Source organism: Psychrobacter sp. M13 (genome assembly GCF_030718935.1).
In the GTDB taxonomy this organism is placed as follows: Bacteria; Pseudomonadota; Gammaproteobacteria; order Pseudomonadales; family Moraxellaceae; genus Psychrobacter; species Psychrobacter immobilis_G.
In genome coordinates this window covers 330,014-355,195 of record NZ_CP132194.1, presented here as the reverse complement: position 1 = coordinate 355,195, position 25,182 = coordinate 330,014, and the positions used below count along the sequence as shown (strand labels likewise).

At 43.5% G+C, this 25,182-nt stretch carries 18 protein-coding genes and 3 tRNA genes; 5 read left to right on the top strand and 16 right to left on the bottom strand.

Annotated elements, in window-relative coordinates; all coding sequences use genetic code 11:
• Positions 1-224: 224 nt before the first annotated feature.
• The 13 genes from Q9G97_RS01580 to Q9G97_RS01520 form a co-directional block, all read right to left on the bottom strand.
• Positions 225-1,010 carry a ComF family protein gene (locus tag Q9G97_RS01580; protein WP_305899461.1) on the bottom strand — a complete coding sequence of 262 codons (786 nt, stop codon included), beginning with the start codon at positions 1,008-1,010 and terminating at the stop codon, positions 225-227.
• A gap of 119 nt (positions 1,011-1,129) precedes the next feature.
• The gene (locus Q9G97_RS01575) at positions 1,130-2,560 is read right to left on the bottom strand and encodes a phospholipase A (RefSeq protein WP_305899460.1); all 1,431 of its coding nucleotides are present in this window, start codon (positions 2,558-2,560) and stop codon (positions 1,130-1,132) included.
• A 267-nt stretch (positions 2,561-2,827) separates the two neighbouring features.
• Complete coding sequence (gene dsbD / locus Q9G97_RS01570) at positions 2,828-4,939, bottom strand: protein-disulfide reductase DsbD (protein ID WP_371747898.1); 2,112 nt, start codon at positions 4,937-4,939, stop codon at positions 2,828-2,830.
• A 93-nt stretch (positions 4,940-5,032) separates the two neighbouring features.
• The gene (locus Q9G97_RS01565) at positions 5,033-5,563 is read right to left on the bottom strand and encodes a protein-disulfide reductase DsbD N-terminal domain-containing protein (protein ID WP_305899458.1); all 531 of its coding nucleotides are present in this window, start codon (positions 5,561-5,563) and stop codon (positions 5,033-5,035) included.
• A 309-nt stretch (positions 5,564-5,872) separates the two neighbouring features.
• Positions 5,873-6,331, bottom strand: coding sequence for a type II secretion system major pseudopilin GspG (gene gspG / locus Q9G97_RS01560; protein ID WP_305899457.1), 459 nt, complete (start codon positions 6,329-6,331; stop codon positions 5,873-5,875).
• Positions 6,332-6,451: 120 nt separating this feature from the next.
• Complete coding sequence (gene gspF, locus Q9G97_RS01555) at positions 6,452-7,654, bottom strand: type II secretion system inner membrane protein GspF (RefSeq protein WP_305899456.1); 1,203 nt, start codon at positions 7,652-7,654, stop codon at positions 6,452-6,454.
• A 61-nt stretch (positions 7,655-7,715) separates the two neighbouring features.
• Positions 7,716-8,837, bottom strand: a complete 1,122-nt coding sequence (locus tag Q9G97_RS01550; RefSeq protein ID WP_305899455.1) for a hypothetical protein — start codon at positions 8,835-8,837, stop codon at positions 7,716-7,718.
• Positions 8,838-9,103: 266 nt separating this feature from the next.
• Entirely contained in the window at positions 9,104-10,039 is a 936-nt protein-coding gene (locus tag Q9G97_RS01545) for an AraC family transcriptional regulator (RefSeq protein ID WP_305899454.1), read from the bottom strand.
• A 422-nt stretch (positions 10,040-10,461) separates the two neighbouring features.
• Positions 10,462-10,537: transfer RNA gene (locus Q9G97_RS01540), tRNA-His, on the bottom strand.
• A gap of 39 nt (positions 10,538-10,576) precedes the next feature.
• Positions 10,577-10,653: transfer RNA gene (locus Q9G97_RS01535), tRNA-Arg, on the bottom strand.
• Between the two features lie 107 nt (positions 10,654-10,760).
• Positions 10,761-10,837, bottom strand: a tRNA-Pro gene (locus Q9G97_RS01530).
• A gap of 200 nt (positions 10,838-11,037) precedes the next feature.
• Positions 11,038-12,582 (bottom strand): hypothetical protein, encoded by a 1,545-nt coding sequence (locus Q9G97_RS01525; protein ID WP_305899453.1) that lies wholly within the window; start codon positions 12,580-12,582, stop codon positions 11,038-11,040.
• A 313-nt stretch (positions 12,583-12,895) separates the two neighbouring features.
• The gene (locus Q9G97_RS01520; RefSeq protein WP_305899452.1) at positions 12,896-14,371 is read right to left on the bottom strand and encodes an McrB family protein; all 1,476 of its coding nucleotides are present in this window, start codon (positions 14,369-14,371) and stop codon (positions 12,896-12,898) included.
• Between the two features lie 317 nt (positions 14,372-14,688).
• Here Q9G97_RS01520 and Q9G97_RS01515 point away from each other — a divergent pair, with 317 nt between their 5' ends.
• Positions 14,689-15,435 carry a DUF4442 domain-containing protein gene (locus tag Q9G97_RS01515; protein ID WP_201571303.1) on the top strand — a complete coding sequence of 249 codons (747 nt, stop codon included), beginning with the start codon at positions 14,689-14,691 and terminating at the stop codon, positions 15,433-15,435.
• A 44-nt stretch (positions 15,436-15,479) separates the two neighbouring features.
• Here the strand turns inward: Q9G97_RS01515 and gspE are convergent, their stop codons facing one another.
• Positions 15,480-17,003: a type II secretion system ATPase GspE gene (gene gspE, locus Q9G97_RS01510; RefSeq protein ID WP_305899451.1), complete on the bottom strand. Its 1,524-nt coding sequence runs from the start codon at positions 17,001-17,003 to the stop codon at positions 15,480-15,482.
• 258 nt (positions 17,004-17,261) lie between these two features.
• Between gspE and Q9G97_RS01505 the strand changes: the two genes are divergently transcribed.
• Both Q9G97_RS01505 and Q9G97_RS01500 read left to right on the top strand, forming a co-directional pair.
• Positions 17,262-18,080, top strand: a complete 819-nt coding sequence (locus Q9G97_RS01505; protein ID WP_201571301.1) for a thiazole synthase — start codon at positions 17,262-17,264, stop codon at positions 18,078-18,080.
• 218 nt (positions 18,081-18,298) lie between these two features.
• Positions 18,299-19,696: a wax ester/triacylglycerol synthase family O-acyltransferase gene (locus Q9G97_RS01500; RefSeq protein ID WP_305899450.1), complete on the top strand. Its 1,398-nt coding sequence runs from the start codon at positions 18,299-18,301 to the stop codon at positions 19,694-19,696.
• 120 nt (positions 19,697-19,816) lie between these two features.
• On the opposite strand, the gene Q9G97_RS01495 is transcribed toward Q9G97_RS01500, so the two are convergent.
• Positions 19,817-20,644, bottom strand: a complete 828-nt coding sequence (locus Q9G97_RS01495; protein WP_305899449.1) for an inositol monophosphatase family protein — start codon at positions 20,642-20,644, stop codon at positions 19,817-19,819.
• 111 nt (positions 20,645-20,755) lie between these two features.
• The gene (dxs, locus tag Q9G97_RS01490; protein ID WP_305899448.1) at positions 20,756-22,804 is read right to left on the bottom strand and encodes a 1-deoxy-D-xylulose-5-phosphate synthase; all 2,049 of its coding nucleotides are present in this window, start codon (positions 22,802-22,804) and stop codon (positions 20,756-20,758) included.
• Between the two features lie 534 nt (positions 22,805-23,338).
• Between dxs and ribA the strand changes: the two genes are divergently transcribed.
• Together ribA and hemF are read left to right on the top strand one after the other, a co-directional pair.
• Entirely contained in the window at positions 23,339-23,974 is a 636-nt protein-coding gene (ribA, locus tag Q9G97_RS01485; protein WP_305899447.1) for a GTP cyclohydrolase II, read from the top strand.
• A gap of 53 nt (positions 23,975-24,027) precedes the next feature.
• Positions 24,028-25,038 (top strand): oxygen-dependent coproporphyrinogen oxidase, encoded by a 1,011-nt coding sequence (hemF, locus tag Q9G97_RS01480; protein ID WP_305899446.1) that lies wholly within the window; start codon positions 24,028-24,030, stop codon positions 25,036-25,038.
• Positions 25,039-25,182: the final 144 nt, after the last annotated feature.

Here is a 25,182-nt window from a genome sequence, read left to right as displayed (position 1 = left end):
TATAGTATTCATTAGTCATATACTTAATCGATGCAATATTCGTACCATTATATTTATCAGATCGATTGTAATTATCCTAGCAATAGAGATAAACCTAGCTCATGCTCAATAGCAGATAAATAAAAACGTACTAAAAATTATATAAAAGTCTTTATAAACCAAATAGTTATATTTATTATACAGGATGTCTACATCAAATGTTATTGACAATATCATGACATGCGCTAATTACTGCCATGGGCTAAAGCATAGGCATAAAATCTATGATTATGACTGTTAGTATTTGCAGAGTCAGAGCTTGTATTGGTTCCATATTGAGCATCAACCGTCTCATACAGCGCTCGCGCTAATGCTTGTAAGCTGGCGCCCGTCGTCGCGATATCATCAAATAATAATAGACGTTTGACAGGCGGTAGCTCGGTAACCCTAAAAGCATCGTCGAGGTTGGCTAAGCGCTCGCTACGAGTCAGACCCTGCTGACTTACCGTACTATCAATACGTACAACACCGCGCCACAATGGGATCTGCCAGTGCTTGGCCAAATAGCTAGATAGTATAGTCACAGGATCAAAGCCGCGCTGACGTAAGCGATTATCGGTAGTTGGCATCGGTACAATGACACTGTTGCTGCCATTGCAGCCTGTAGGCCGTGGTAATTGGCGCAATACATGAACGAGTAATGGCAACTTAGTTATATCCTCAGAATGCTTAAAGCTGCGAAAGGCTTGACGGATAGGATAGTCATAAAAGGTAGCAGCCTGAATAGGCAAAGCAAGGTTTGAGGCGATATCAACGCTGAAAGGATCTGGCAGCCAACTTATACTGTGCTGACAATGCTCACATAATAGGCCACTATTAAATAAGGCAAAGGTAGGTTTGGCAGTAGATGCCGTACTGGCAGATGCAATATTGGCATGCGACATACTGCGCTGGATGTGACAAAGCTGACAGCGGTTATAAAGATACTCAGCCAGCCAAATCCCAAATTGATAAGGAGGTAGACGTGCCATGACTACCTCCTTATTAGATCGTTAGGGATGACTTATCAAAGATAGCTGACTAGAGATAGCTGGTTAAAAATAAATACTAGGCTATCAAATTATACAACACATTTAGGGCGTGTTTGATTTTAGAAGCCTTTCCAATCATTGAGTACGATGCCAAATCCAATAGCAGTATTTTCATAGTTGTAGTCGATAATGGACTCGCCATAGCCTTGGAATAGCTGCACATAGCCATTGACGTTATCACTTAAAGGATAGATATAGTCAATTTGCGCTGCGCCCTTATTGGTAGAAGGGTTGTAGCGTAGTGTACCGCTGATACTCTGCTGATTAGATAAGTCGTAAAGGAATTTTATATCGCCATAACCCATAAAGTCTTCGATATCCTCGTTATCTTCACTACTATCATCTTCATTACCTATCCGCGTCCATACTCGGGGTACGATTGAGAACTTACCCCATTCAGCACCAGCCATCAAATAAGCTCGATTCCATGAGCGTGAGACAGGATCAGAGCGTCCATTTGAGTGATGCATAGCGCCAACACCCAACATACGCAAACGACCGCCAAAAGGTAGATTGGCTGTGACAGGCTGCGTCAAAAAGATCTCGGGCTGATAGTCAGTCGCTCGAAATGGTCGCGAGTTATCCTCGTTATAGACTTGCCAGTGCGCTTGCTGAGTATAACCAAACCATAAGTCAGCGTTGGTATCAAACAAATCCTCACCGACTTTGGTCTTTAGTGATAACTGAAATTTTAGCTCAGTATTACGGACATCATTAGAGGTCGATGGTTCACCCACTTGAGAGGGGCTACTAGGATTTAGATTGGGATCCACAGTGTAATATAGTGGCAAGACATAATTTGGTCGATACGGGCGAATAGTCCAAGTACCACGCTGGCTGTTTTTATCCAAATCATAAGCCAAGCTGAGTGGCGAATATTGCTCAATATCTGCTTGAGTGACGCCGGCATCTACTAGTATTTGAGATTCACTTTTAGTCAGTCCTACAGTATCTAAGGTGGCATTGTTTGACTGATTGGCTGCTAGATCATTATCAAAATCTTGATCATTAGCCGCAAGATCATTATCAAAAGCTTCATCGCCTGCTAATATAATTTGCGGATTACCAGTAATCGTAGATTTGATTGTCTTAACCAAATCTAGCGATTGCTTGGTCGCCGTATTCGTCTCACCTTGGGTGGCAACTTTATCAAAACAAGCCAAGCGTGCCGCGTTAGTCTGTACTTGAGTACACTCAAAAAACAGCTCTGTTTGCTGTGCGACAAAGGCTTTGCTAACAGGTTTGCGGCTCGCCGTAGGCATATTTGGGTTTTTTAATTTATCGTAAATAACTTCTGGGGAGTCGTCATCTTGCTCAACTAGTACGCCAGTAGCAGGCAATTCGGTAAAACGATCATCCGTAACCGCCTGAGCTTGTATCGCAGTAGCACTTAGAGCCAAACCAATAGCTAGGCTCAAATAACTTTTTGAGCGATGACTTGTAGTCGTTACACACCCAGCCTGACGCTGCGAGATAATATGAGCAAACATAGAAATCCTTTATCTTAAATGGCGGTAGTGGCAGTAATGCCAATAGACGATCTAGAAGATGAGCTAATAAATGAAGGGGAACTTTTAAGTATTAGATATTGTTGCTTTATTGTAATAAAAATAAGGTCACTATACTAGCTTTATCATTATTAAATATCCTTATGAGTAAATGATACAGAGCCAGTCATTTTTAGATTAAAAGCGATTAAAAAAGCCAGCGACTATTTTAATAGTCGCTGGCTTTTGACACTAGTACCTTGAGATCTGTTATTTATTTAGTTCCGTTAAGGTTTGCTCAAACTGGGCGCGACCTGTCTCACCGACTTGTTTATTGACCAGTTCACCGTCTTTGTAATACAGCAGCGTTGGTGGACCGAATAACTGATAGCGCGCTAAGATCGCTTTTGAGTCCTCAGTAGTATCGGTGATATCCAAGCGAACCAGTTGCCAGTCTTGCATTTGCGCGGGACGATTGGTGAATAAGTTTTTATCCATTATTCGACATTCAATACACCATTCGGCGGTTACATCGACTATGACTTTAGGGTTAGCCGCCGTAATAGCATCAAGCTCTGCTAAGCTCGTAATATTCTTATCAGTGGTGTGATTTGCAGATAGATTCTGACTGCCTATCTGTCCTGTTGGTGATTGCATCATCGACGTGGCGCTTATAGACTCTAGTGGCTGTAGGCTATCATCATTGCCTAATGCTGCGCCAACGACCAAAATGATGGCCCAAATACCAAAGATCAAACCCAGTGCTTGGGTGAGTATCCTGCCTTTGCCAAGCCAGCTCCACGCCCAAGTTGCGACCACCATAAACCATAACGCCCAAACCAGTAGCATAGCGGATGAAATAAATACCCGCTCAATCAATAACAGTGCTACGGCTAATAGCAGCAACGCAAAGCCGATTTTGACCCAGTTCATCCACTCGCCAGCCTTAGGCATAATACTGCCTTGGGTTGCGCCAATGAGAATAAGCGGTGCCGACAGGCCAAAGCCTAGCATGAATAATGCAGCGAAACCAAGTAGCGGACTGCCGATAGTGGAGACGGCCAATAGGGCACCAAATAATGGCGCAGAAACACAAGGGGATACGACTAACGCGGATAAAAATCCAGCGGCTAAGCTACCCCCTGCGCTCCCTAATTTGCTATCCCCTGCTTGGCTTAAGCCTTGCATCTTGCTACTGAGTGCACGTGGCAAGCGAATACTAAATAAGCCCAGCATATATAGCGCAAGGAGCACAAAAACTATCGCAAAACTAATCAGAATAATCGGATTTTGTAGCCAGCCAATAATCCCTAAGGACTCACCAAATACGGCAATCAATGCTCCCAAGATACCGTAAGCAGTAGCGACACCGATAGCATAGCTAGTCGTTAGTATGACGCCTTTTTTTACCGTTGGATTTTCTTGACGTCCTACAATGTTGGCGACGATAGGTAGCATCGGTAGCACGCATGGTGTAAATGCCAAGCCTAAACCTGCTAAGAATAACAATAGCATTGCCAACCAAGGATGCTCAGCTAAGCCAAACGGATCAGCCTCGTCTACATTAACACTTGCCTCTGCGCTGTTGATATTACTGATACTGTCACCAACTGGATTACTATCGGCACCAGACATAGTATTGCTGTCAGCGCCTGATATCGAATTAGTATCATCACCTGATATAGAGTTAGTGTCTGCTCCAGTTATAGTATTAGTGGTGGCAGGTTCGGCACTATCATTTTTGGCATCACTTTCGGCATCGCTTTTAGCAATACTATCTTGATTCGTGTTAGTAGCGGTTGCCGTAGCAGCAATCGTAACTGTGGTTTTTATCTTTTCAGGCGGATAGCACAGCCCTGCTTTGGCGCAGCCCTGCCAGCCGATAGTGAGATCAGCATTAGTGATACTTTTGCCAGTAGCACTCGTCAAAGTGGTCGTCGCCACCATAGTCGCTTGGTCAAATACCGGCACTTTACCAAAGGTCGGATCGTCAATCATCACAGGCGTGCGATTAAAAGTGAAAGGCGTAGCGCTGACACCAGCAGGCAAAGTTAGCTTGAGCTGATCTTTATAGACATAATGTTCAGGCGTAATAGTAAAGTTAACCGCTAATTGCGACCCTTTAGCAGTCGCTTTATTAATACTATTAACCTGAAAGGCTTGATCGACTGGCAAAAACTTGGCTTGCGCGTCGCTTTTGTTATTACTAAATAAATCGCCTAAGCTGGCGGCTTGCACTGTCGTTGTAGCGCTCAGTCCAGTGACTAATGTTGCTAAGGTTACTAGGCTGGTACTGGAAAGCGCCAATGCTAAAGCGTAAGATTTTCTGCAGGTAGCTTTTTTATTTAATAATGTTTTGTTTGCTGGTGTCTTTGTGAACATGAAAGCTACCTTTATTGCTTATGTTTGAAACTTGCTGCTGATTGCTTTTATAATAATGAACGATAAGCTCATTATTAACGAGTCATTTAAGGGCTACTTAGCCGCTAAGATATTTACGCTCGTTTTAATCTTTTCGGGTGGATAGCACAGTCCTGCTTTGGCACAACCTTGCCAACCAATGACTAAATCAGCGTTTTTAAGCGGTTTGCCATTAGTAGAAGTCAAGGTCGTCGTCGCAATCATAGTGGCTTGATCGAACACGGGTACGCGACCAAAGGTAGGGTCATTCACCGAGACGGGTGACTGGCTAAAGGTAAATGGCGTAGCCCGCACCCCTTTAGGGAAAGTCAAAGTCAAACGGTCTTTATAAACATAATGCCCTGGGGTGATCTTGAATTTAATAGCTAGCTGCGTACCTTTAGAAGTCGTCTTTGCGGTATCGACTACCCCAAAGGCTTTGTCTACTGACAAAAACTTGGATGATGAGCTTTTATTATTACCGAATAAGTCACTGAGACCCGCGGCTTGAGCCGTCATAGTTGTCGCGCCCATTGTAGCTACCAGCACTGCGCTAGTTAAAGCTGACTTCACAACATGAGACTTTTTTGATAAGTTAAAAGACATAAAGAGAGCACCTTATTATTTTGTATTCTTGAAGCTTGAGTTTTGCAAAGGTAGTTTTTATAACGGTAATTTCTTAACAGTGTTTCTAAGATGGTTTTAATATTCGGTGTTTATGATGTCAATTATCGTCTATACAATAATAAAAGCAATTATCGCAACATCACTGCTGTAAGTAAGATACATGATAGAAATATGAGTTTTCAAGCCGCAATAAATGATCGGCAATAAAAATATCAACCAATAAGACTTTACTGGTTGATATCATAAGTAGCTAACAGCAATCTGCTCGAGCGAAATCTTTATATGAGACTAAATCTGAGCATAGATATCCGCATCGAGACCTTCTCCGCCTTGGCTGTTATCGCCGCCTAAAGAGAATAAATCATAAGGCTTGCCATCACTGCCAGGAGCGACGTATTGCATCTCATTTTCCCAACCATCTGTTGGATAGCCGCCTTTTATATAGCCACCGTCAGGATAGTTTTTGGCATCCGCTGGCGGGGTAATTAGGGCATCCAAACCTTGCGCTGTTGTGGGATAGCGCGAGTTATCCACTTTATACATATCTAAGGCATTAGATACGGTAGCCAATGCGGTTTCTGTCGTTTTTACGCGAGCTTTATCACTTTGTCCAACGACTCTCGGCACGACTAACCCTGCCAAAATAGCTAAAATCACGATAACGACCATGATCTCAATCAAGGTAAAGCCAGATTGACTGTTAGGTAATTTTTTAGAGTTTTGTTTCTTATCGATTATAGTCGTCATTAATATCGTCGCTCTTGGTGATTCATGGTTCATTTTAAAAAATAATATGCTTGATTAATAGCCACTATAGACTATGATTTTAAAATTATCTACTTATGAAAGTTGTTATTAAAACGTATCTCATCCTGCCAAATCATTCATATTAACGATAGGTAACATCACTGCCATAACGATAATCATGACCACCACACCCATCAACACCAGCATCAATGGCTCTAATAGCGCAAGTAAAGTACTGATAAAGTTGGTCGCCTCTGCCTCTTGCATATTGGCGGCGCGGCTCAGCATATTTTCAAGCTCACCTGAGTTTTCACCACTTTTTATCATCTGCACCATCATGGGCGGAAAGTAGCTGGAGCGCTCAAGCTGGCTTGAAAGACTAGCACCCTCGGTGACCCGATCAGACGCAGTGATAATAGTGCGTTGAATATGCAAATTAGTAGTAACCGCAGCGCCAATATGTAGCGCTTCAATTAAAGGCACACCTGAGCGCACTAATATCGCCAATGTACTGGCAAAACGCGCGGCATTGAGCCCTTTGGAAAGTCGAGCCAGTATAGGCAATCTAAGCACTACACTGTCAATAGTTAACTTGCCCGCTTGCGTATGCGCAAAGCGATAAAACAAAAAGGCGGTTGCCACTGACACTATGAGCATCAGCCACCACCATTGGGTAATTAGATTCGATAGCGCCAGTACAATCTGAGTGATGAGTGGTAGAGCCTGCTCAGATTGCTCAAAGACTTTGACGATTTTGGGCACAACAAAACTCATAAGTCCGATGATCACTGCCAGCGCCATAACCATCAGCACAATAGGATAAATCATCGCCCCTTGGATTTTCTTTTGCAAGGCAAAGCGGTTTTCGGTGTAGTCGGCTAATTGATTAAGAATAAGATCTAGATGACCTGACTTCTCACCAGCGGCAATGGTGGCGATATATAGCGGTGGAAAGCTGGCTGCTTGCTGTAGCGCGCGAGCTAGACTTAAGCCCTCTAACACATGTGAGCGCACCGCTAGCATTAAGGACTTGATATGGGTTTTGGGTGATTGCTTGGCGACAGCGGCTAAGGTTTCTTCTAATGGAATACCTGCTGCCAGCAACACCGATAGCTGGCGCGTCAGTAAAGCTAGCTCATAAGCAGAGGGCTTCTTATAACGGCTTTTACTGGAGCTTTGCTTATCGTTGACTGCGTTAATCTCAACGGGCGTCCATGCTTTGTCGCGCAGCTGCTGACGTATTTGCCGTGCCGAGTCACCCTCAAGCAGGCCCTTTTGCATCGCCCCTTGGTCATCAAGCGCTTTGTAGTGGTAAGCTGGCATAGCTTTGAGCATCCTAGAGCGAGCGAAAGGTTACTTAAAATAGTTAGTGAACAATTTAACTCTAAAAAAGCGGCGTCGAGTCACTACTATCAGGCATGATGCCTTGCAGTAGCAAAACATCTAAATGCTGCTGCTGGAGTTTTTTATCAAAATCATTGACCTCAGCAATGAGCATTTTCTCAATTCGCTTGTCACTGGCATAGACGCTCAATCTAGCACAAATTACCGCCAGCTGATAAATGCGTTTTTTGCAGTAGCCATCGAGTCCTTGTAATAAGCGTACCATATACGGGGTCTCAAGGCTGGCGTAATCATAGTCCAAGATTACCTGAGAGCCAAGTGCAGTAACGCCATAGCTGATCGACAAATGCGCACAAAAGTAACAGCTGAATAAATAACCGATGACATGCCCAATATAGTAAGCGCGATCATAGGTAAAGCTACTCACACCAAAGTGACTAAGCACATAGCTGTTAAGACTGGCAAGATCCGCTACTGGCTTGGGATGTTTGAGCTTGCCGACCGTCGGCAAGCATAAAGGATTATGACCGTCTTGGACAGTGAGTTGCCAGCCTACAGGCTGCTGAGCCGGCATATGGCTTACGATATCAGCGATGATATCATCAACCACATGTAGCTGTTGCCAGAGACGCTCAATAGCATCAATATCTAACAATCCACGCTTATCAAGCTGCTGTGATAGTAGATACTGCTGACGCTCTAAAAATTGCGGCTTTAGATTTTGTACCAGATATGTTGGACGATTATTGGCAGACGCTTGATATAGCAGACGCGTACGCGCATGCTGATTACGATACAAAGCCAAACGCTGATCAGCAACACTGGTTTCGTTGACAGTAGTAACAGGGGCATCTACGGCACTAGCACTGTATTTTACAAGTAAGCCTTTATCAGATAAACCTTTATCAAATGAACTTTGTACGCCCGCATTAGTTTCAGCATTTATACTGGTGACTGGCACTATAAATAAATCTAGTAGCTCAGCTTTAGTAAGGGCTATATCCGCGACGCTTTGTGACATATTATGAGACTGCTGTGTTGCCAGCTCCATAGCTGTTGCTTGCTCAGTAGTAGACTTATCTGTAGCAGTCGTAGTGCTAACAAGCTTATGGCTAGATTTAGCTGAGGTTTTATCTGTCGTGTTAAGCATCGGTTGAGTCATAATCTGCTAGCACCAATAAAAAGTAAGTCTAGTCGCCTATTATAAGTAGCCACATACGCTTAACAATAATAGCTCAAGCAAAAGCCGCCAGCTTATTAGGCTATAGTACCTCAACTGCGAAAGCTTGTCAGCTTTCGCACTAATGGATATAAAGAAATACTTATCAGCCATAAAAAATAGCGTTAAGAATGATCGTTTCTTAACGCTATTTTTCGATGCTATTGAGCTTCACAGTAGAGCATGTTCTCATTCAGCAAAATTCATAGTTAAGCGATTAGCTTTTTTTGATGCCTCTGACGATAAGCTTTTGGTGATACACCATAAACTCGCTTAAAGGCTTGGCTAAAGGTCGAGTCTGAGGCATAACCGACCAGCTCGCTAATACGACTAATGCTATTCTGTTGCAGACGCAGGTAGCGTGCTGCTAGACGCAAGCGATAATCGATCAGATAAGTCAATGGCGGCATACCTACGACATCCTTGAAACGCTGAGCAAAGCTTGAGCGCGACATACCTGCAACCTCAGCAAGCTTATTGATAGTCCAAGATTTATTAGGCTCATAATGCATAGCCACTATTGCCTTTGCCAAATAAGGATCTTTCAGCGCTTTTAACCAGTTATCAGTTGCTTCAGGCATACTTTCGACATAAGTTCGCAAACACTCTATCATCATAATACTTGCCCAATGATTGATGACCGCCGTTCTACCCATACGCTCTTTTTCGGATTCTAAAGTCAATAACTTGACTTCAACATCAACTACCCCAAATCTACCATCAGATTTCTCACTCAGCTCAGGCAATAATGTAGGCAATACTGATAACAAAGGGCGGATCATTTCTTTATCATATTGGCACTCAATCAAGATCAAACAAACATTCACATCCCCTGTGTTATTGAGCTGAACCACATGGTTATGATCAGCTGCCAACGCCTGTTCTAAAGGTTTTGCATCATCACCGTTATAGCCAAGCGCGTAGCTAATATGCTGAGCGGCGTTAGATATCATTAGAATATCACCTGCATTCGCTTGTCTTACTTCATCTCCAACATCAATACAAAACCCACCAGATAGCACAAGATAAAATAAAATAGTATCTTTTTTATCAATCGAATAAGACCAATTGCCGACCCCGTTCAAACGATAGTATTTGGTCTCGAGCAAATTTACATTTTGTAGCAATACGCTTAATGCGTCCATTGATAATTTCCTTAACGGCTCATTGAGCTAGCCAACCGTAGAAAATAAACCACCTACTAAGTACCACACAAGGTAAATCGTTTATTTTGGACCTTACATGAGAATATAAATACGTTAACACATTTTAAAAATAGTGCTATCAGCATCCCTAATAACCTTCTGCTTGAGATGCAGTTAGAGAATTGTCTATCTTAGCTAAAAAATTAAGATAATCTGAAGTATTATTTAAATATTCTTAATAATTATATACTAAAAAGATGATAAAAATAAGGTCAAGCAATAGATAGGGAATGGCAAGTACAAAATGATTGGTATAAATACAATGCTAATAGTTATAAAAAACATAAAATGTAGACGAAAAAAAATGCCAAAAGAGGCATAGGTAGTCTTAACATTTAACAAGTTATAGATACTATAAAATATGGGGCGACTGATGGGACTCGAACCCACGACAACCGAGATCACAACCCGGGGCTCTACCAACTGAGCTACAACCGCCATAACTGTTGCCAACGATCAGCATATCTACAGGCTAAATGGTGCGCCTGGCAGGATTCGAACCTGCGGCCACCTCCTTAGAAGGGAGATGCTCTATCCAGCTGAGCTACAGGCGCTCTTAAGGGCTTTTTATATATTTAACTTTTGCTCTCATTCAAATAATCGACTTTAAGCAATTAAAGCATTATACATAAAAAAAAGCCTGTAAGGCTCTTGAAATAGATGGTCGGAGTGATAGGATTCGAACCTACGACCCTCTGGTCCCAAACCAGATGCGCTACCAAACTGCGCCACACTCCGATGTACTCTATTATCTCGATAAAAAGTGTTGTTTTAACAAACTAGCAAAGCTGCTAACTGGTTAACGTTCCTCGCTATCGAGGTGCACATATTAAGGGCAAAAGGAGGTGCTGTCAACTGCTATTTTCAATTTATTTAAAATAAAGTCTAATTTTTATTAAACAGCTTTTTATTAGCTTAAATTTTCAGCAAAAATAGCTTCACTTTTTAGTAATCAATGATTTATTTATTGATTGCCAGTCGTTCAAAGTCCCTGTCAATACATTAAAGGGCATAAGCCATAGCTGAGTGTGATTGGTCTGCTCTAAGCGACTCGTTGAGCGGTGCTGCTGTAGAGCAACAGGTTGGCGCGTGTGCTCAATGACAGGATAAACTAGCCAAGCTTGCGCGGCTTGATAAGCTTGCGCGTAGCTGGTTAATTGATAAGCGTCGCTAGCACTAATGGCATTGGCCTGCGCTAAAGCCTTCCATTTAATATCTATGACATGGCTATACACCAAAACCTTTGTATTGTCATAGTTGTTGTCACAAGTATCATCACAAGGCGTATTTTGACCAACAAGTAAGTCAGGCCGTATAGACAAGCAGTTCTGTCCCCACTGATCTCGCAGCCAGCTGTGCTGCGCTTGATACAGTGTCTGATAGCCATCATTGAATTGCGCAAACATCGTTGTGATACGCAAACTTGCCCATTGCTCGAAAGCTTGGTTCATATTGAATAATATACACAATCGCGGCTGGTTAGACGCTATAGCTTTAGACGCTATAGCTCTAAAGACATCATTTGTATGATTTAACTTAAGACTGCTGCCTGTTTGTAGGCTTGCTTGCTGTCTGTACAATAACCAGTAAGCCCAGTCCAACAGCTGCTGTGCTATATGGAGCTGAGAGCGCATCAACGGTTGGGTATTAAGCTGAGTTTTAGCAGATTTATATAGGGCATTTAGCTGGTTCAGCTCATGGGTACTAAAAGCGCTTACCGCTCGCCATGCTGATAAATGCTTAGCGGGTAATGATATCGCCAAGCTTGAGTGTTGTGAGGATAAAGACTGAGATAATAGCGGTTCTAGTAAACCTAACGCGCTTTTGATTAGCCGATTACTTAGCGTATCTTGGCTTAAATGACTCACTTCGCTGATCATTTTATGCGGCTGTGCGCCATTATGTCTTAGCTGCTCTTTGATCAATAACTTGCCCTGCAAGCTAGAAGCGTTCTGAGTGAGGGTCTGATAACCTTGTGTCGGTTTATAGAGTGCTATCAGCTGCATAAACTGCTTGGTTAACCATTCGGATATCGGTAGGGTCTGCATGGGTAATGCTGCAAGCACCTCGACATCACCGCTGAGCTGATCTAAGGTCTTATAATGGGGCTGCCGATCGCAGTCTTTATGAAATAAATCAACTAACATCTGCTGCACCCACAGGCGTGTTACAGCGATATCTTTAGGGCCTTGGTGGCTATTAATACTGTTGCTTTCATTAATAGGCTTCGGCAATATCTCCAGCGTCATACCACTTGGCAGTACAATAATGCCGATGTAATGACCGACTTTTAGCTGCCACTGTCCACTCTGACGCTTGAAACTAAAAACGGCAAACTCTTGGGTTAAGAGCCAATCAAAATCAGCCGCTTGACTAAAGTCATTTACCGTCAAGCGTTGATGTTCAAAGACCGTAATAATACTATCGCCATAAGGCGCTCTATAAGCACCGTTTTGCTTATCTGTACATTGAGCTCTATTCATACGATGACTATTTATTTCTTCTGTCAGCATTAAGCTAGCATCCATTTTTATGAGCAAAGATATACACTATTAAGGCGTCACGCGACTCTCAAATAAATTCAAAACTCACTGCTTACTATCTAATATTGTAACTTTACAAACCTGTTTGCTGGGCTAAAGCCACAGCCTACGCGATATTAAGTAAATACTCGATGTAATCAACTAAAATTTAAATTTTTGCTGTAGGGTGTGGTTAGCGCAGCGTAACCCGCCGTCCAAATTAAGAGTAAGTTATACTCTTAAAACCGTAGAATATATCTTATACAGGCTATATTCAATACAAGCGCTGATACACTTTAGCAGTAGTAAACTCACCCGATCTAGCGATCAGCTGTGGATTTATTTGGTAACTCGTTGCGATCATGGATTGCCCCAAAAAGCCGCTTGGTGTATTGAATCCTGCATTAAAATCGGCCTGCTGCGTTTGATAGCTAGAGCGATCATCAATTTGTATCTGCGCGTCTTGAATAAACTGCAACCCAAACGGCTGCGATTCATCATTGAATAAATACTGTAATAAGCCAAGCTGACCACCAGTTGCCTGTACTAGTTGCGGGATGATCTGTTCTATCAATGCGGTTTGCAGAGTCTCTACAGTGTCAATTGACCATAGAAAAGCGTGACCCAACTGCGCCTCCACGCCTAACGTTTGCACAATGCGCTGATTAAAGCCTGCTAATATCTTAGCCAAATCTATTGCTGACTCTGTAGGCTCATCTTCATCGTTGTCATCAATTTTGGTATCAGAGCATTGAATAGTCGCTAATAGCTCAGGTTTTGGCGGACAATCAATAAAGCGAAATCGCCGACGCATCGCCATATCAAGGGGCGCAAGCGAATGATCTTGAGTGTTCATCGTCGCATAGATATCGACGTTACTTGGCACGCTAAAGGGCCGTCCAGAATAGGCCAGCTGTACTTGCATAGCCTGTGCTTGCCCGCTACGCTTATTGGGCTCGATCAGACTGAGTAGCTCGCCGAATACTCGCGATACGTTAGCGCGATTGATCTCATCAATTAGCATCGCATAGCGCTGCTTGGGATCACTTATGGCACGCTGACATAACTTTAAGAATGCGCCATCTTGAATATCATAGCGCATTTGACCGCCCTGCCCCTGTGACCCAATCGCGCCTATAACAGGTCGAATTCCCTCGACAAACTCTTCATAACCGTAAGCTTGATGAAAGCTAACCATGCTATAGCGTTTGATGCTGATGTCTTGGCAGCTTGCAGGCCTATGCTCATACTGTGCTTGCTTAAGCTCTATCAGCTGCTGCACCAAATCCTTTAATAATGGCAAACTATCAGTCAATAAATACCAAGCGCCGCTCTGATCTTTATCAAAATAAGCTTGGCTGGCACGATGATCACAGCTGACCGTTGTAGACTCTATAGGACTGTGCATTTGCAGCACTGACCATGCCGTGCTATTTAAATTCTTAGCGCGTGCATTTTGTGCCGCTTTTGCTACAAAAAACTCATGCGCGACAATTTCAGGCACTTTTGCCAAATCCTGCTGTTGATTGTGCAGATCTAATAATACCAAACACACCACTTCACGCCAGCTCAACGGCTGCAATAATTGAGTTAATAATGCCTGCTCACTTAGTGTTGGCAGATGATCAGTATACTGCTTGGCAATTTGTAATAGCTGATACGTTTTACCTGTACCTGCAACCCCAGTATAAATAATATTGGTCGCTGTAGTGATTGAGGTCTTAGAGGGAGTACTAGAAACATCGCGCATAATTGACCTATAAAATACCGCAAAATAGACTGTGAATGACAAAATTATATTACTAAGCTAATCGTTATGTTGCCGTTAGCTTATTATTTTTTAAGCGCAGCAGTCTATGTTATTCATACTAAAAAAGCGCTGGTTAATGCTACCATAGTTATATCACTATAAAAAACTATGTGTCTAAAATCAGTAGCTTAAATACAGGTCATAGTGAGCAATCATCCTACTTATCATCATTGCTATTATTAAATTGCTACATCTTTTTAATTTTTATAAGACCTACCAGTTATTAAAATCAGTTATTAAAACCCAAGGAATATGACATGTCAGAGCTGTTAAATAAACTATCCAATAAAGCAAAAGAGACTAAGCTTCCTAAGCTCTCTGCCAGAATCACTGATGCTATCACGTCACAAGACAAGCCTGCCAATGATAAGCTCAAGCCGATCAACAATCAGTTTACAAAGCTGTTGTCAGTAACTAAATATCTACCCGCTGGCACGCGCTCAAAGATATTATCCAAAGCGTTTGGCAAAGTTGTGCCTTATGTCGGTACTACGGGCGTCTACTACGAAACTGTTGAGCCTAATGAGGTAGTGGTCAGTTTGAACAACAGCAAGGCGGTACAAAACCATATTGGCACTGTGCATGCGGTTGCTGTCACTTTGCTCGCAGAAACGGCTACTGGTTTTATTTTGGGTCTAAACTTACCTAGCGATCGGATATTATTGATTAAGTCGTATTCAGTTAACTTTTATCGTCCCCTCAAAAAGGGACAAATAGCGGCTATTGCTACGTTGTCTGATACGCAACGTTTAGAGATTTTAGAGACACCTAAGGGTGAAATGATTATCCCTTGTGTCATTAATGATCGCGAGTCCGATAGCGCGCGCGACCCGATCGTCGTTGAGATGACTTGGGCGTGGATACCCAAATCTGAGCTGGAAGCCCGCCGTCAAGGTAATAATAGCAAAACGCAAAGCACAGAATCTGCGAATGATGTAGCTGACAGTAACATGGCTCACGATAAATCAGCTTCAGATAAAGCTGACAAGCTTCAAAATACCTAGTAAGTATTAGAGCATGTTGACGCTTTTTTTAGGCTATAGAATCATTAAATAATCAGAGCGTCATCCAGCATGGCGCTCTCTTTGGTGACGCGCAGTACTTCCTCTAAAGTGGTTCGGCCAGCTATTACCTTGTGCAGACCATCAGCACGAATAGACGGTGTCAGCTTACGTGCATACTCCTCAAGCTCGTACTCTGCGGTATTGCTGTGAATCATGCGGCGCATAGTATCGTTGATAGGCACGACTTCATAGATTGCCGTACGACCCTTAAAGCCTGATTGATTGCACTTGTCACAACCGACCGCTTTGGGTATCTTTATTGAGGTATCAGCCCCTACGTTAATCTCAGTGAATAGTTTGGCTTGCTCGCTATCTGCTGGCTGCCAGCTATGACAATGAGTACATAGAGTACGTACTAAGCGCTGAGCGACAACACCAATAAGAGATGAGGATAATAAAAACGGCTCAACACCCATATCTTGCAAGCGCGTCACGGCACCAATGGCGCTATTGGTATGTAAAGTAGATAACACTAAGTGCCCTGTCAATGACGCTTGTACGGCAATTTCAGCCGTCTCTAAATCACGAATTTCACCGACCATCACTACATCAGGATCTTGGCGCAACATCGCGCGTAAACTCTTAGCAAAGGTCATATCGACCTTGTTATTAACTTGCGTCTGCCCGATACCATCGAGCTGAAACTCAATAGGATCTTCAGCGGTTAAGATATTACGGGTTTGATCATTGAGATCCGTAAGGCCTGCATATAGGGTGGTAGTTTTACCTGAGCCTGTCGGCCCTGTGACCAAAATAATACCGTGCGGCTGATAGATAAGGCGAGTCAGCTCTTGATAGTCATTATCTGATAGTCCTAGATAAGTCATGTTTAAGCGCCCTGCTTGCTTATCGAGCAAGCGCATAACGACGCGCTCACCAAAACTCGAGGGCAGTGTCGATACCCGTACATCGACCTCGCGTCCTGCCAGCCGTAAGCTAATACGCCCGTCTTGCGGGACACGCTTTTCAGCGATATCCAGCTTGGCCATAACTTTAATACGCGAGACCAGCAATGGCGCTAACTGCCTTTTTGGGGTGATAATTTCTTTGAGTTCACCATCGACGCGAAAACGCACCACTAAGCGTTTTTCAAAAGTCTCGATGTGAATGTCTGAGGCATTGAGACGAATGGCTTCAGATAGCAGCGCATTAATCAGCCGAATGATGGGCGCATCGTCTTGAGAGTCCATCAGATCTTCGGTCTCAGGAACACTATCGGCCAATCTATCTAGATCAGGATGATCCTCAAGACCAGCTGCAATATGCTGCGACTCACCTGTGTTACCCGCATAAGAGGCGTTCATACGTTTTTCAAAGTCATCTGCGCTGATGCTCTCATAGACGGGTATGCCGCGTATGCCTTGCTGCTGCATAAACCGTACCGCTTCATTAATAGCCGATAGTGGCGTCGCTTTGGTTAATACCAGCGTAGGTGGTAGCTCAGGGTCGATTGCCAATACAATCAATAGCTGATGGCGCTTGGCAAAAGGGTATGGCAATTGCATCATAAGAATAACCTGATAAAAAGTAGCCTAATAAAAATAACCTGATAAAAAATTTAACTGTCTTGTAACTGGCTGAGGGCGTGTCGAACATTCACCTATAACGAGTTGGTCGTGACCGCATTAGCACAAAAAAGAGTACTCGTGAGCTGGCATGAGTTTGTTATACTAACATTTTGTATTATCTACAGCATGTCATCAATCAGTAGATATGGTATTTTACTTATTTTAACCTTATCACTTATACGCACTGAGATTCTATATATGTCACAAGTTACTTCTAATGAGCAAGACTTATTGATATCTGACAGCTTTACAGTAGGTAGTCGCACGTTTTCATCAAGGCTATTGGTTGGGACGGGTAAGTATAAAGATATGAGTGAGACAGGTCACGCTATTGCGGCCTCTGGCGCTCAGATTGTCACGGTGGCTATTCGTCGAACTAATATAGGTCAAAACCGCGATGAACCTAATCTGTTAGATGTGATTTCCCCTGATAAATATACTATCTTGCCCAATACCGCTGGCTGCTTTGATGCCGATAGCGCGGTACGCACTTGTAAGCTCGCCCGTGAGCTATTGGGCGGACATAATCTAGTCAAGCTTGAGGTATTAGGTGATGAAACCAGTCTTTATCCTAATGTTATGGAAACCCTAAAAGCGGCCAAAATATTGATCGACGACGGCTTTGAGGTGATGGTCTATACCTCAGACGATCCTATAGTCGCCCAAGAGCTTGAGAGTATGGGCTGCGTAGCTATTATGCCGTTAGGTAGTTTGATAGGGTCAGGACTTGGCCTACTTAATCGCCATACCCTCAGCCTAATTATTGAAAACGCTAAAGTACCTGTGCTAGTCGATGCAGGCGTTGGCACGGCGTCTGATGCAGCAATTGCGATGGAGCTAGGCTGTGACGGGGTGCTTATGAATTCAGCGATTGCCAATGCGCAAAATCCAGTGCTAATGGCACAAGCCATGAAGCATGGTGTTTGGGCAGGACGCGAGGCGTTTTTGGCAGGGCGTATGCCAATGAGAAGGATGGCTAGCGCAAGCTCGCCACAGACTGGGTACTTTTTCCAATAAGCAGCTTTCAATAAACAGTTTTTGATAAACCACTTTCAATAGATAATTTTAATGATCTGTCTTTAGCAAGTTTTTACTATACTCTGTTGGGTGAACTTTTAATTACTATACGACTACTTATTCATTATAATCTTAAGGCTTGTTGAATATTTACAAATAAGCCCGGTCAAATACTTAATAGACCTTAACTTTTATTAATCGCCGTAAAAGGACTTATCATGCGACTAATGAGCGCCGTTGATCAATTATTTTTAATTTTAGAATCGCGTAAACAACCTATGCATGTCGGTGGTTTATTTTTGTTTGAATTGCCTGAAACTGAGCGCGATATAGATAGCGATTTTGTTTATAAATTAGTGCAGCAAATGCAGACTTCAAAAGCACCTCCCAGCTTTCCTTTTAATCAGGTGCTTGAGAACCTATTATTTTGGAAAGAAGACGAGCAGTTTGATGTTGAGCATCACTTTCGTCATGTCGCATTGCCCAATCCTGGACGCGTCCGCGAGCTGCTGATGTATATCTCCAAAGAGCACAGTCGCTTGCTTGATCGAGCTATGCCGCTGTGGGAGTGTCACGTTATTGAGGGTATTTTACCTGAAACTGAGGGCGGTCCTGAGCGCTTTGCTTTTTACTTTAAGATTCATCACTCGCTAGTCGATGGCATCGCCGCTATGCGTATCGTTGAAAAGGCCCTATCACAATCGCCTACTGAACCCGTGACGCTGCCGATATGGTCAGTGATCACTCGAAAAACCAGTAAAGCTGAAAAGGCTCAACCCACAGCCCGTGCAGCATTGCGAATTATAAAGGAGCAGCTATCCACTATTAAACCTGTTTTTACAGAGTTAGTAGATAATTTTAAGCACAGTGGCGACGAGGATTACGTTGGCACTTTTGATGCACCTATGAGTATTTTGAATCGTCGTATTTCAGCGTCTCGGCGTATTGCGGCGCAATCTTATGATATAAAGCGCTTTTATGATATTGCCGACACCTTTAGCATGAATCAAAATGATGTAGTGCTGGCAGTCTGTTCAGGAGCGTTACGTCGTTATTTATTAGATATGAATGCGTTACCAACTAAGCCACTGGTGGGTTTCGTACCGATGTCACTACGCTGTGATGAAAGCGCTTCTGGCAATCAAATCTCGTTTTTGATGGCGAACTTAGCGACGCATTTAGAAGATCCTGTTAAGCGTATGCAGCTGATTCATGACAGTATGAACAGCGGTAAGCGCCGCTTTCGACGGATGAATAAAGCGCAAGTGATCAATTACAGTGCAGTTGCCTACGCTTGGGAAGGATTGAATGTCTTTACAGGTTTGTTCCCAAAAAAGCAGGCCTTTAATCTCATTATCTCTAATGTCCCTGGCTCCAAAAAGCAGCTGTATTGGAATGGTGCACCGCTCAAGGCCTTATACCCAGCGTCAATCTTAGTCGATGGACAAGCGCTCAATATCACCCTTGCCAGCTATCAAGATAAAATTGAGTTCTGTATTACCGCTTGTAGTAAGATCTTGCCCCATGTGCAGGATATGCTAGGATTGATCGAGCAAGAGCTAAGCTTACTTGAGAGTATTAGTGAAAAAAAACGCTTAGGGCTGCGTGAAAGTTAATAGACTATAAAAGTTTAGGTATGTGAAGAACATAATAAAAAAGCTGACTCCATTACAGAGTCAGCTTTTTTACTTGGCGCAGTTTGACTGTATTTAATCAAAGCTTAAGAGAATAGAATCTTAAACCGCATCGCCCCATATTGGCACGACCACTTGCATCAACGGCTTAAGCATTTTGATATTACAAGCAAAGATAGAGCCTGTGGTCATAGAGTCGTGCGCGCCTTTGTGATCGACCACAGTGCCGCGTGCTTCGGTCACAATAAGCTCGCCTGCGGCAATATCCCAAGGCTTAATTGACATCTCAAAATAACCATCAAAGCGACCCGCTGCTACATAGCAAAGATCCAATGCTGCTGAGCCTAAGCGACGAATTTGCCCGCCCTCTTCAGTGACCTTTAATAGGCTATCAAAATGCTGCTTGGCGTAAGAGATGGACTCCCCATTACGGGTACGCTCTAGCGGATGACCTGTAGTGAATAGTCCACCGTCAATAGTTTTACGCTCACTAACGTTAATACGGCGATTGTTCAAGCGTGCGCCTTTGCCACGACTGGCTGAGAACATCTCATCACGTACAGGATCATAGACTACCCCATGCTGAGTGACGCCTTTATGCTGTACTGCGATCGACACACAGAACTGCGGAATGCCATGTACAAAGTTTTTGGTACCATCGAGCGGATCGATAATCCAGCACCAGTCAGCGTCTTCACCGCGACCATGCTTCATCCCGAACTCCTCCCCTAAGAAGGAATGGTCAGGATAGCTGCTCTTTAGTGTCTCTATAGTCAGCTCTTCACTAAAGCGATCAATACGTGTCACTAACCCATCAAGGCCCTTTGACTCAATATCAAATTCAACTTTATGGCGGTTTTGATGCGCGTATAAAATCTCTTTACCAACTTTTTCAGCAGCACGCGCTGCGATGACAACCATGGGTTCCATAAATAACCTGTTTGTTTGAGGAATAAAAAACGAAATAATTTTTGGCTTTAAAATACTTTCTAGCTTTAAGATACTATCCAGCTCTAAGATACTGTTATATGAAACTTAAAACTACTTTAATAAAGCTTGTAACTGTTTGAGCACGCCTGCCACGTCTATACCACTATCCACCCATTGCTCAGCTGGCGAACCGTGTTCCAAAAACCGATCAGCTATAGCAATATTGGTTATAGCCACTCGATTGGTCTTAAAAGCTGTCGAGCTATTGAGCAGATATTCATTGACCGCGCTACCTGCACCGCCCATCAACACATGCTCCTCGACGGTCGCAATGTGGGTGACGCCTTGCGTTATCAGCTCTTCTAGCAGCTCGCAATCTAAAGGCTTGACCCAGCGCATATTGATAACTTGTATCTGCAAATTATTATCACTCTGGATCAACTGCTCAGCAGCCTTCAAAGCGGTATCCACAAGAGTACCAAAGGCTAAAACAGCCAATTTAGTCGTCGCCTGCTCTAACCCCAATACTGACTCTATAACGCCCTTACCTATTGGATATAGCTGAGCGGGGCGTTCGATAACTGCGCCTATGCCACTACCGCGTGGATAGCGGATCGCCGTGCAGCCTTGATACTCATAACAAGTATTAAGTAGCTGGTAGCATTCGTTCTCATCCTTGGGTGCCGCTATCAGCATATTGGGCACACAGCGCAAAAAGGCAAAATCAAATATACCTGCATGCGTTGCGCCATCTTCACCGACTAACCCTGCCCGATCTATAGCAAAGGTGACATCAAGATTCTGTAGGGCAACATCATGAATGAGCTGATCATAACCGCGCTGCAAAAATGTCGAATAAATAGCGACAACGGGTTTTACCCCTTGAGTCGCCATACCAGCCGCTAGTGTTACCGCGTGCTGTTCTGCAATGGCCACATCAAAGAAGCGCTCTGGATACTGACGCGCAAAGTCCGTCATTCCTGAGCCTTCTTCCATAGCGGGGGTAATCGCCAGCATTTTATCATCAGCAGCGGCTTTATCACATAAAAACTCACCAAATACTTGCGAGTACTTAAGAGTGGGCTTGAGGGCAGGCTTAGAGGACTGATCGTTACTCATCGCTGTCTTTTCGGAGCTAGCAGCGAGCTTGCTAATAGCATGGAAGCCAACGGGATCACTCTCAGCAGGTGCAAAACCTTTACCCTTGGTCGTATAGATATGAATCAGCACAGGGCCTTTTATTTGTTTGGCGAGGCTTAATACGCGCAACAACTCAGGCAAGTTATGACCATCAAAGGGGCCAAAATAGGTAAAGCCAATGGCTTTGAATAAATTATCTTCAATCTTTGGCACAGCGCGCAGCTCGCCATGGCGATTACGACGGTCAAAACCCTGCATACTAGGGCGCGCACGTAGTACTGGCTCACCTGACTCTGAGATATCAACTTGATATCCTGACTCCCAAAGCGTCGCTAAATGGCGTGAAAAGCCACCGATTGAACAGGAGATAGACATATCATTGTCATTTAAGATAACCAGTAGATCAGCGTTTTGTTGAACAGCATCATTCATGGCCTCAAAAGCCATGCCACCGCTCATCGCCCCATCGCCTATGATACAGGCGACCGTCTGCTCGCGCTTTTGATATCGTAGTGCCAAGCTCATGCCTAGACCTGCCGATATTGAGGTTGAGGAATGACCCACACCAAACGTATCATAGATAGATTCCGCGCGTTCAGGAAAAGCGGTCAAGCCTGCTTTTGCGCGAATACTTGCCAGCTGCTCGCGGCGACCCGTTAGCACTTTATGACCATATGCCTGATGACCGACATCCCAGACGATCTGATCACGTGGCGCATCTAGCAGATAATGTAAGGCAATAGTCAGCTCAACCACTCCCAGATTAGCACCGAAATGACCACCGCTTTGACCGATTGAATATAAAAGAAATAGGCGCAGCTCATCCACCAAACAGATAAGCTGTTCGGTAGATAGCGACTTGAGATCGGCTGGGCTAGCGATAGCGTCTAATAACGGCGTATTAGGACACGCCTCTGGAATCGTCAAATAAGTCTGTTGTAAACCAGATAGGTGAACAGCAGAATCAATAGCTGACGTCGATGTAGACCGAGACTGTGGGGAATGAGATGACTGCTGCATAAACCGTACTATACCTGCTGCTGACAAGATAATGACCTACCATATCGAATGTACACCGTTATCATTAGGATACGGCGTCATAACTACTCTATAGCCTTAACAATAGCAGACTAAAACTAGCCATTATGAGCTACAGATGACAATAGGTTCAAGGGATCACCACTAAATCATTTGTTTTGAATGTCAATAATAAACGTTGTTATTTATTAGTAATAGATATTGTTGCTCATTGATAATAAACGTTGTTATTGGAGATTCATACTAAATGTTGATGACGGTACAGTAAGCCCAAGCAAAGACTTGTGACTGTATCTGTCAAAATAGTATGGCATAATAGCATTTTTTTTAAACCATCGCTCCAACCATCGTGCTGACTGTGTGAATTTTATGTGTTTTATTGCTAGCCTAGTCGATGTGGGCTAGTATTTTGGTTAATCATGCCAATATAACTACAGTTACCCTAGCAGCCATCACTCTTAACCCTCTAATGCTTAAATAATTAATGCCCAAATAATCGGCCTACGCAGGACAGCAATGTCATATCATTTTATTACCAGTGCCAAATTACCGACTCGTCATGGCGAGTTCGATATTCATATGTTCGAAAACGGTGACGGTCAAGAGCACGTTATGCTGACCGTTGGCCTCCCCAGAGCTGCATTAGATAAAGACATTGAGCAAACACCCTTAGTGCGTATTCACTCTGAGTGCCTAACAGGTGATGCCTTTAGCTCGCTCAAATGTGACTGTGGTGCTCAGCTCAATACGGCGATGCAGACCATTCAGCAAGCAGGCTGTGGGGCTATTTTATATCTGCGTCAAGAAGGGCGCGGCATAGGTTTGACCAATAAGATTCGTGCTTATGCGCTGCAAGATCAAGGTCATGATACCTTAGATGCCAATCTGATGTTAGGCTTTCCAGCAGACGCGCGTACCTATGAGATGTGTGGCGCGATGCTCGCTCATGCGGGTGTGGATAAAGTTCGGCTCATCACTAACAATCCAGACAAAGTCGCTTATCTAGTTGATCATGGTATCGAAGTGGTTGAGCGTGTGCCTTTGGTAGTTGGTGTTAATGATATGAATGAGGAATACTTGGCAACCAAGCGCGATCGTATGGGTCATTTGCTTGATAAAGACTTTAATACCGCCATGCATCTCAACAAATAAAAATAAAAAAAGTAATAGAAATAGACATTCATAAATCAATAAATGGATATTTTATGAGTATTTTAAATAGTGATAATCTTTCCAATTTGTCAGCGCCAGACTTATCAGTAGCAGACGCTACAACGCCAACCAACGATGACATCATGCGGGTTCGTGAGTTTTTAGTCGATCTGCAAGCGCGTATCTGTCAGGCGTTAGAGGCCCAAGAGAAAGATGGTGGCGGCAGCGCAACTTTTGTCCCTGATGACTGGCAGCGTCCTGAGGGTGGTGGCGGTCGTTCATGTATCTTAGCTGATGGTAAAGTTATAGAAAAAGCGGGGGTCATGTTTAGCCATATTCATGTTCATAATCTACCTGCGTCAGCCACAGCTCGTCACCCTGATATCGCAGGTCGCCAGGCACAAGCTATGGGCGTGTCATTAGTGGTGCACCCCAAAAATCCCAATGTACCAACCAGCCATGCTAATGTGCGCCTGTTCGTTGCAGAAGCTGCTGACAAAGACCCTATTTGGTGGTTCGGTGGCGGGTTTGATTTGACGCCTTTTTATCCTGTATTAGCCGATTGTGTGCATTGGCATCAAGTCTGTCATGATCTGTGCACTCCTTTTGGTGATAGCGTCTATCCTGATTTTAAGCAATGGTGTGATGAATATTTTCATCTACGTCATCGTGATGAGCAGCGCGGTATCGGTGGACTGTTCTACGATGATGTCAATCTTGAGAGTCGTGGTTGGGACTTTGAGAGATGCTTTGAGTTTATGCAAGCAGTAGGTCAAGGTTATCTCGACGGTATCATACCTATCTTTGAGCAGCGCAAAAATACTGCCTTTACTGATGAACAGCGTGAATTTCAGCTGTATCGACGTGGCCGCTATGTCGAATATAACTTAGTCTATGATCGTGGTACTTTATTTGGCCTACAAAGTAATGGTCGCATTGAGTCCATCTTAGTCAGCATGCCGCCCCTTGCCAGTTGGCATTATCGCTTTGAGCCTGTAGCAGGTACAGCAGAATTTGAATTGACTGACTATTATCTAAAGCCGCGTGACTGGTTGACTTTATAGTCTTTATTGGCATAATGGATCTAATAGGCAAATGAATTTTGTATTTTATAGGGTCAGCTTTGTAGCTGACCTTTGTTTTATAAATAATGCAAATACTAGTTTGTAGCCGAATTTTGAGAGTAGCTTGCCGTTGGACTTGCTTAC

Bases quoted from the DNA above. Each gene is read 5' to 3' on its own strand.
- ribA (WP_305899447.1), top strand. From the start codon at position 23,339: ATGTCATATCATTTTATTACCAGTGCCAAATTACCGACTCGTCATGGC.
- Q9G97_RS01495 (WP_305899449.1), bottom strand. From the start codon at position 20,644: ATGGAACCCATGGTTGTCATCGCAGCGCGTGCTGCTGAAAAAGTTGGT.
- Q9G97_RS01505 (WP_201571301.1), top strand. From the start codon at position 17,262: ATGTCACAAGTTACTTCTAATGAGCAAGACTTATTGATATCTGACAGC.
- hemF (WP_305899446.1), top strand. From the start codon at position 24,028: ATGAGTATTTTAAATAGTGATAATCTTTCCAATTTGTCAGCGCCAGAC.
- Q9G97_RS01515 (WP_201571303.1), top strand. From the start codon at position 14,689: ATGTCAGAGCTGTTAAATAAACTATCCAATAAAGCAAAAGAGACTAAG.
- Q9G97_RS01575 (WP_305899460.1), bottom strand. From the start codon at position 2,560: ATGTTTGCTCATATTATCTCGCAGCGTCAGGCTGGGTGTGTAACGACT.
- dsbD (WP_371747898.1), bottom strand. From the start codon at position 4,939: ATGTTCACAAAGACACCAGCAAACAAAACATTATTAAATAAAAAAGCT.
- Q9G97_RS01525 (WP_305899453.1), bottom strand. From the start codon at position 12,582: ATGAATAGAGCTCAATGTACAGATAAGCAAAACGGTGCTTATAGAGCG.
- Q9G97_RS01545 (WP_305899454.1), bottom strand. From the start codon at position 10,039: ATGGACGCATTAAGCGTATTGCTACAAAATGTAAATTTGCTCGAGACC.
- gspG (WP_305899457.1), bottom strand. From the start codon at position 6,331: ATGACGACTATAATCGATAAGAAACAAAACTCTAAAAAATTACCTAAC.
- Q9G97_RS01580 (WP_305899461.1), bottom strand. From the start codon at position 1,010: ATGGCACGTCTACCTCCTTATCAATTTGGGATTTGGCTGGCTGAGTAT.
- dxs (WP_305899448.1), bottom strand. From the start codon at position 22,804: ATGCAGCAGTCATCTCATTCCCCACAGTCTCGGTCTACATCGACGTCA.
- gspF (WP_305899456.1), bottom strand. From the start codon at position 7,654: ATGCCAGCTTACCACTACAAAGCGCTTGATGACCAAGGGGCGATGCAA.
- Q9G97_RS01500 (WP_305899450.1), top strand. From the start codon at position 18,299: ATGCGACTAATGAGCGCCGTTGATCAATTATTTTTAATTTTAGAATCG.
- Q9G97_RS01520 (WP_305899452.1), bottom strand. From the start codon at position 14,371: ATGCGCGATGTTTCTAGTACTCCCTCTAAGACCTCAATCACTACAGCG.
- gspE (WP_305899451.1), bottom strand. From the start codon at position 17,003: ATGATGCAATTGCCATACCCTTTTGCCAAGCGCCATCAGCTATTGATT.
- Q9G97_RS01550 (WP_305899455.1), bottom strand. From the start codon at position 8,837: ATGACTCAACCGATGCTTAACACGACAGATAAAACCTCAGCTAAATCT.
- Q9G97_RS01565 (WP_305899458.1), bottom strand. From the start codon at position 5,563: ATGTCTTTTAACTTATCAAAAAAGTCTCATGTTGTGAAGTCAGCTTTA.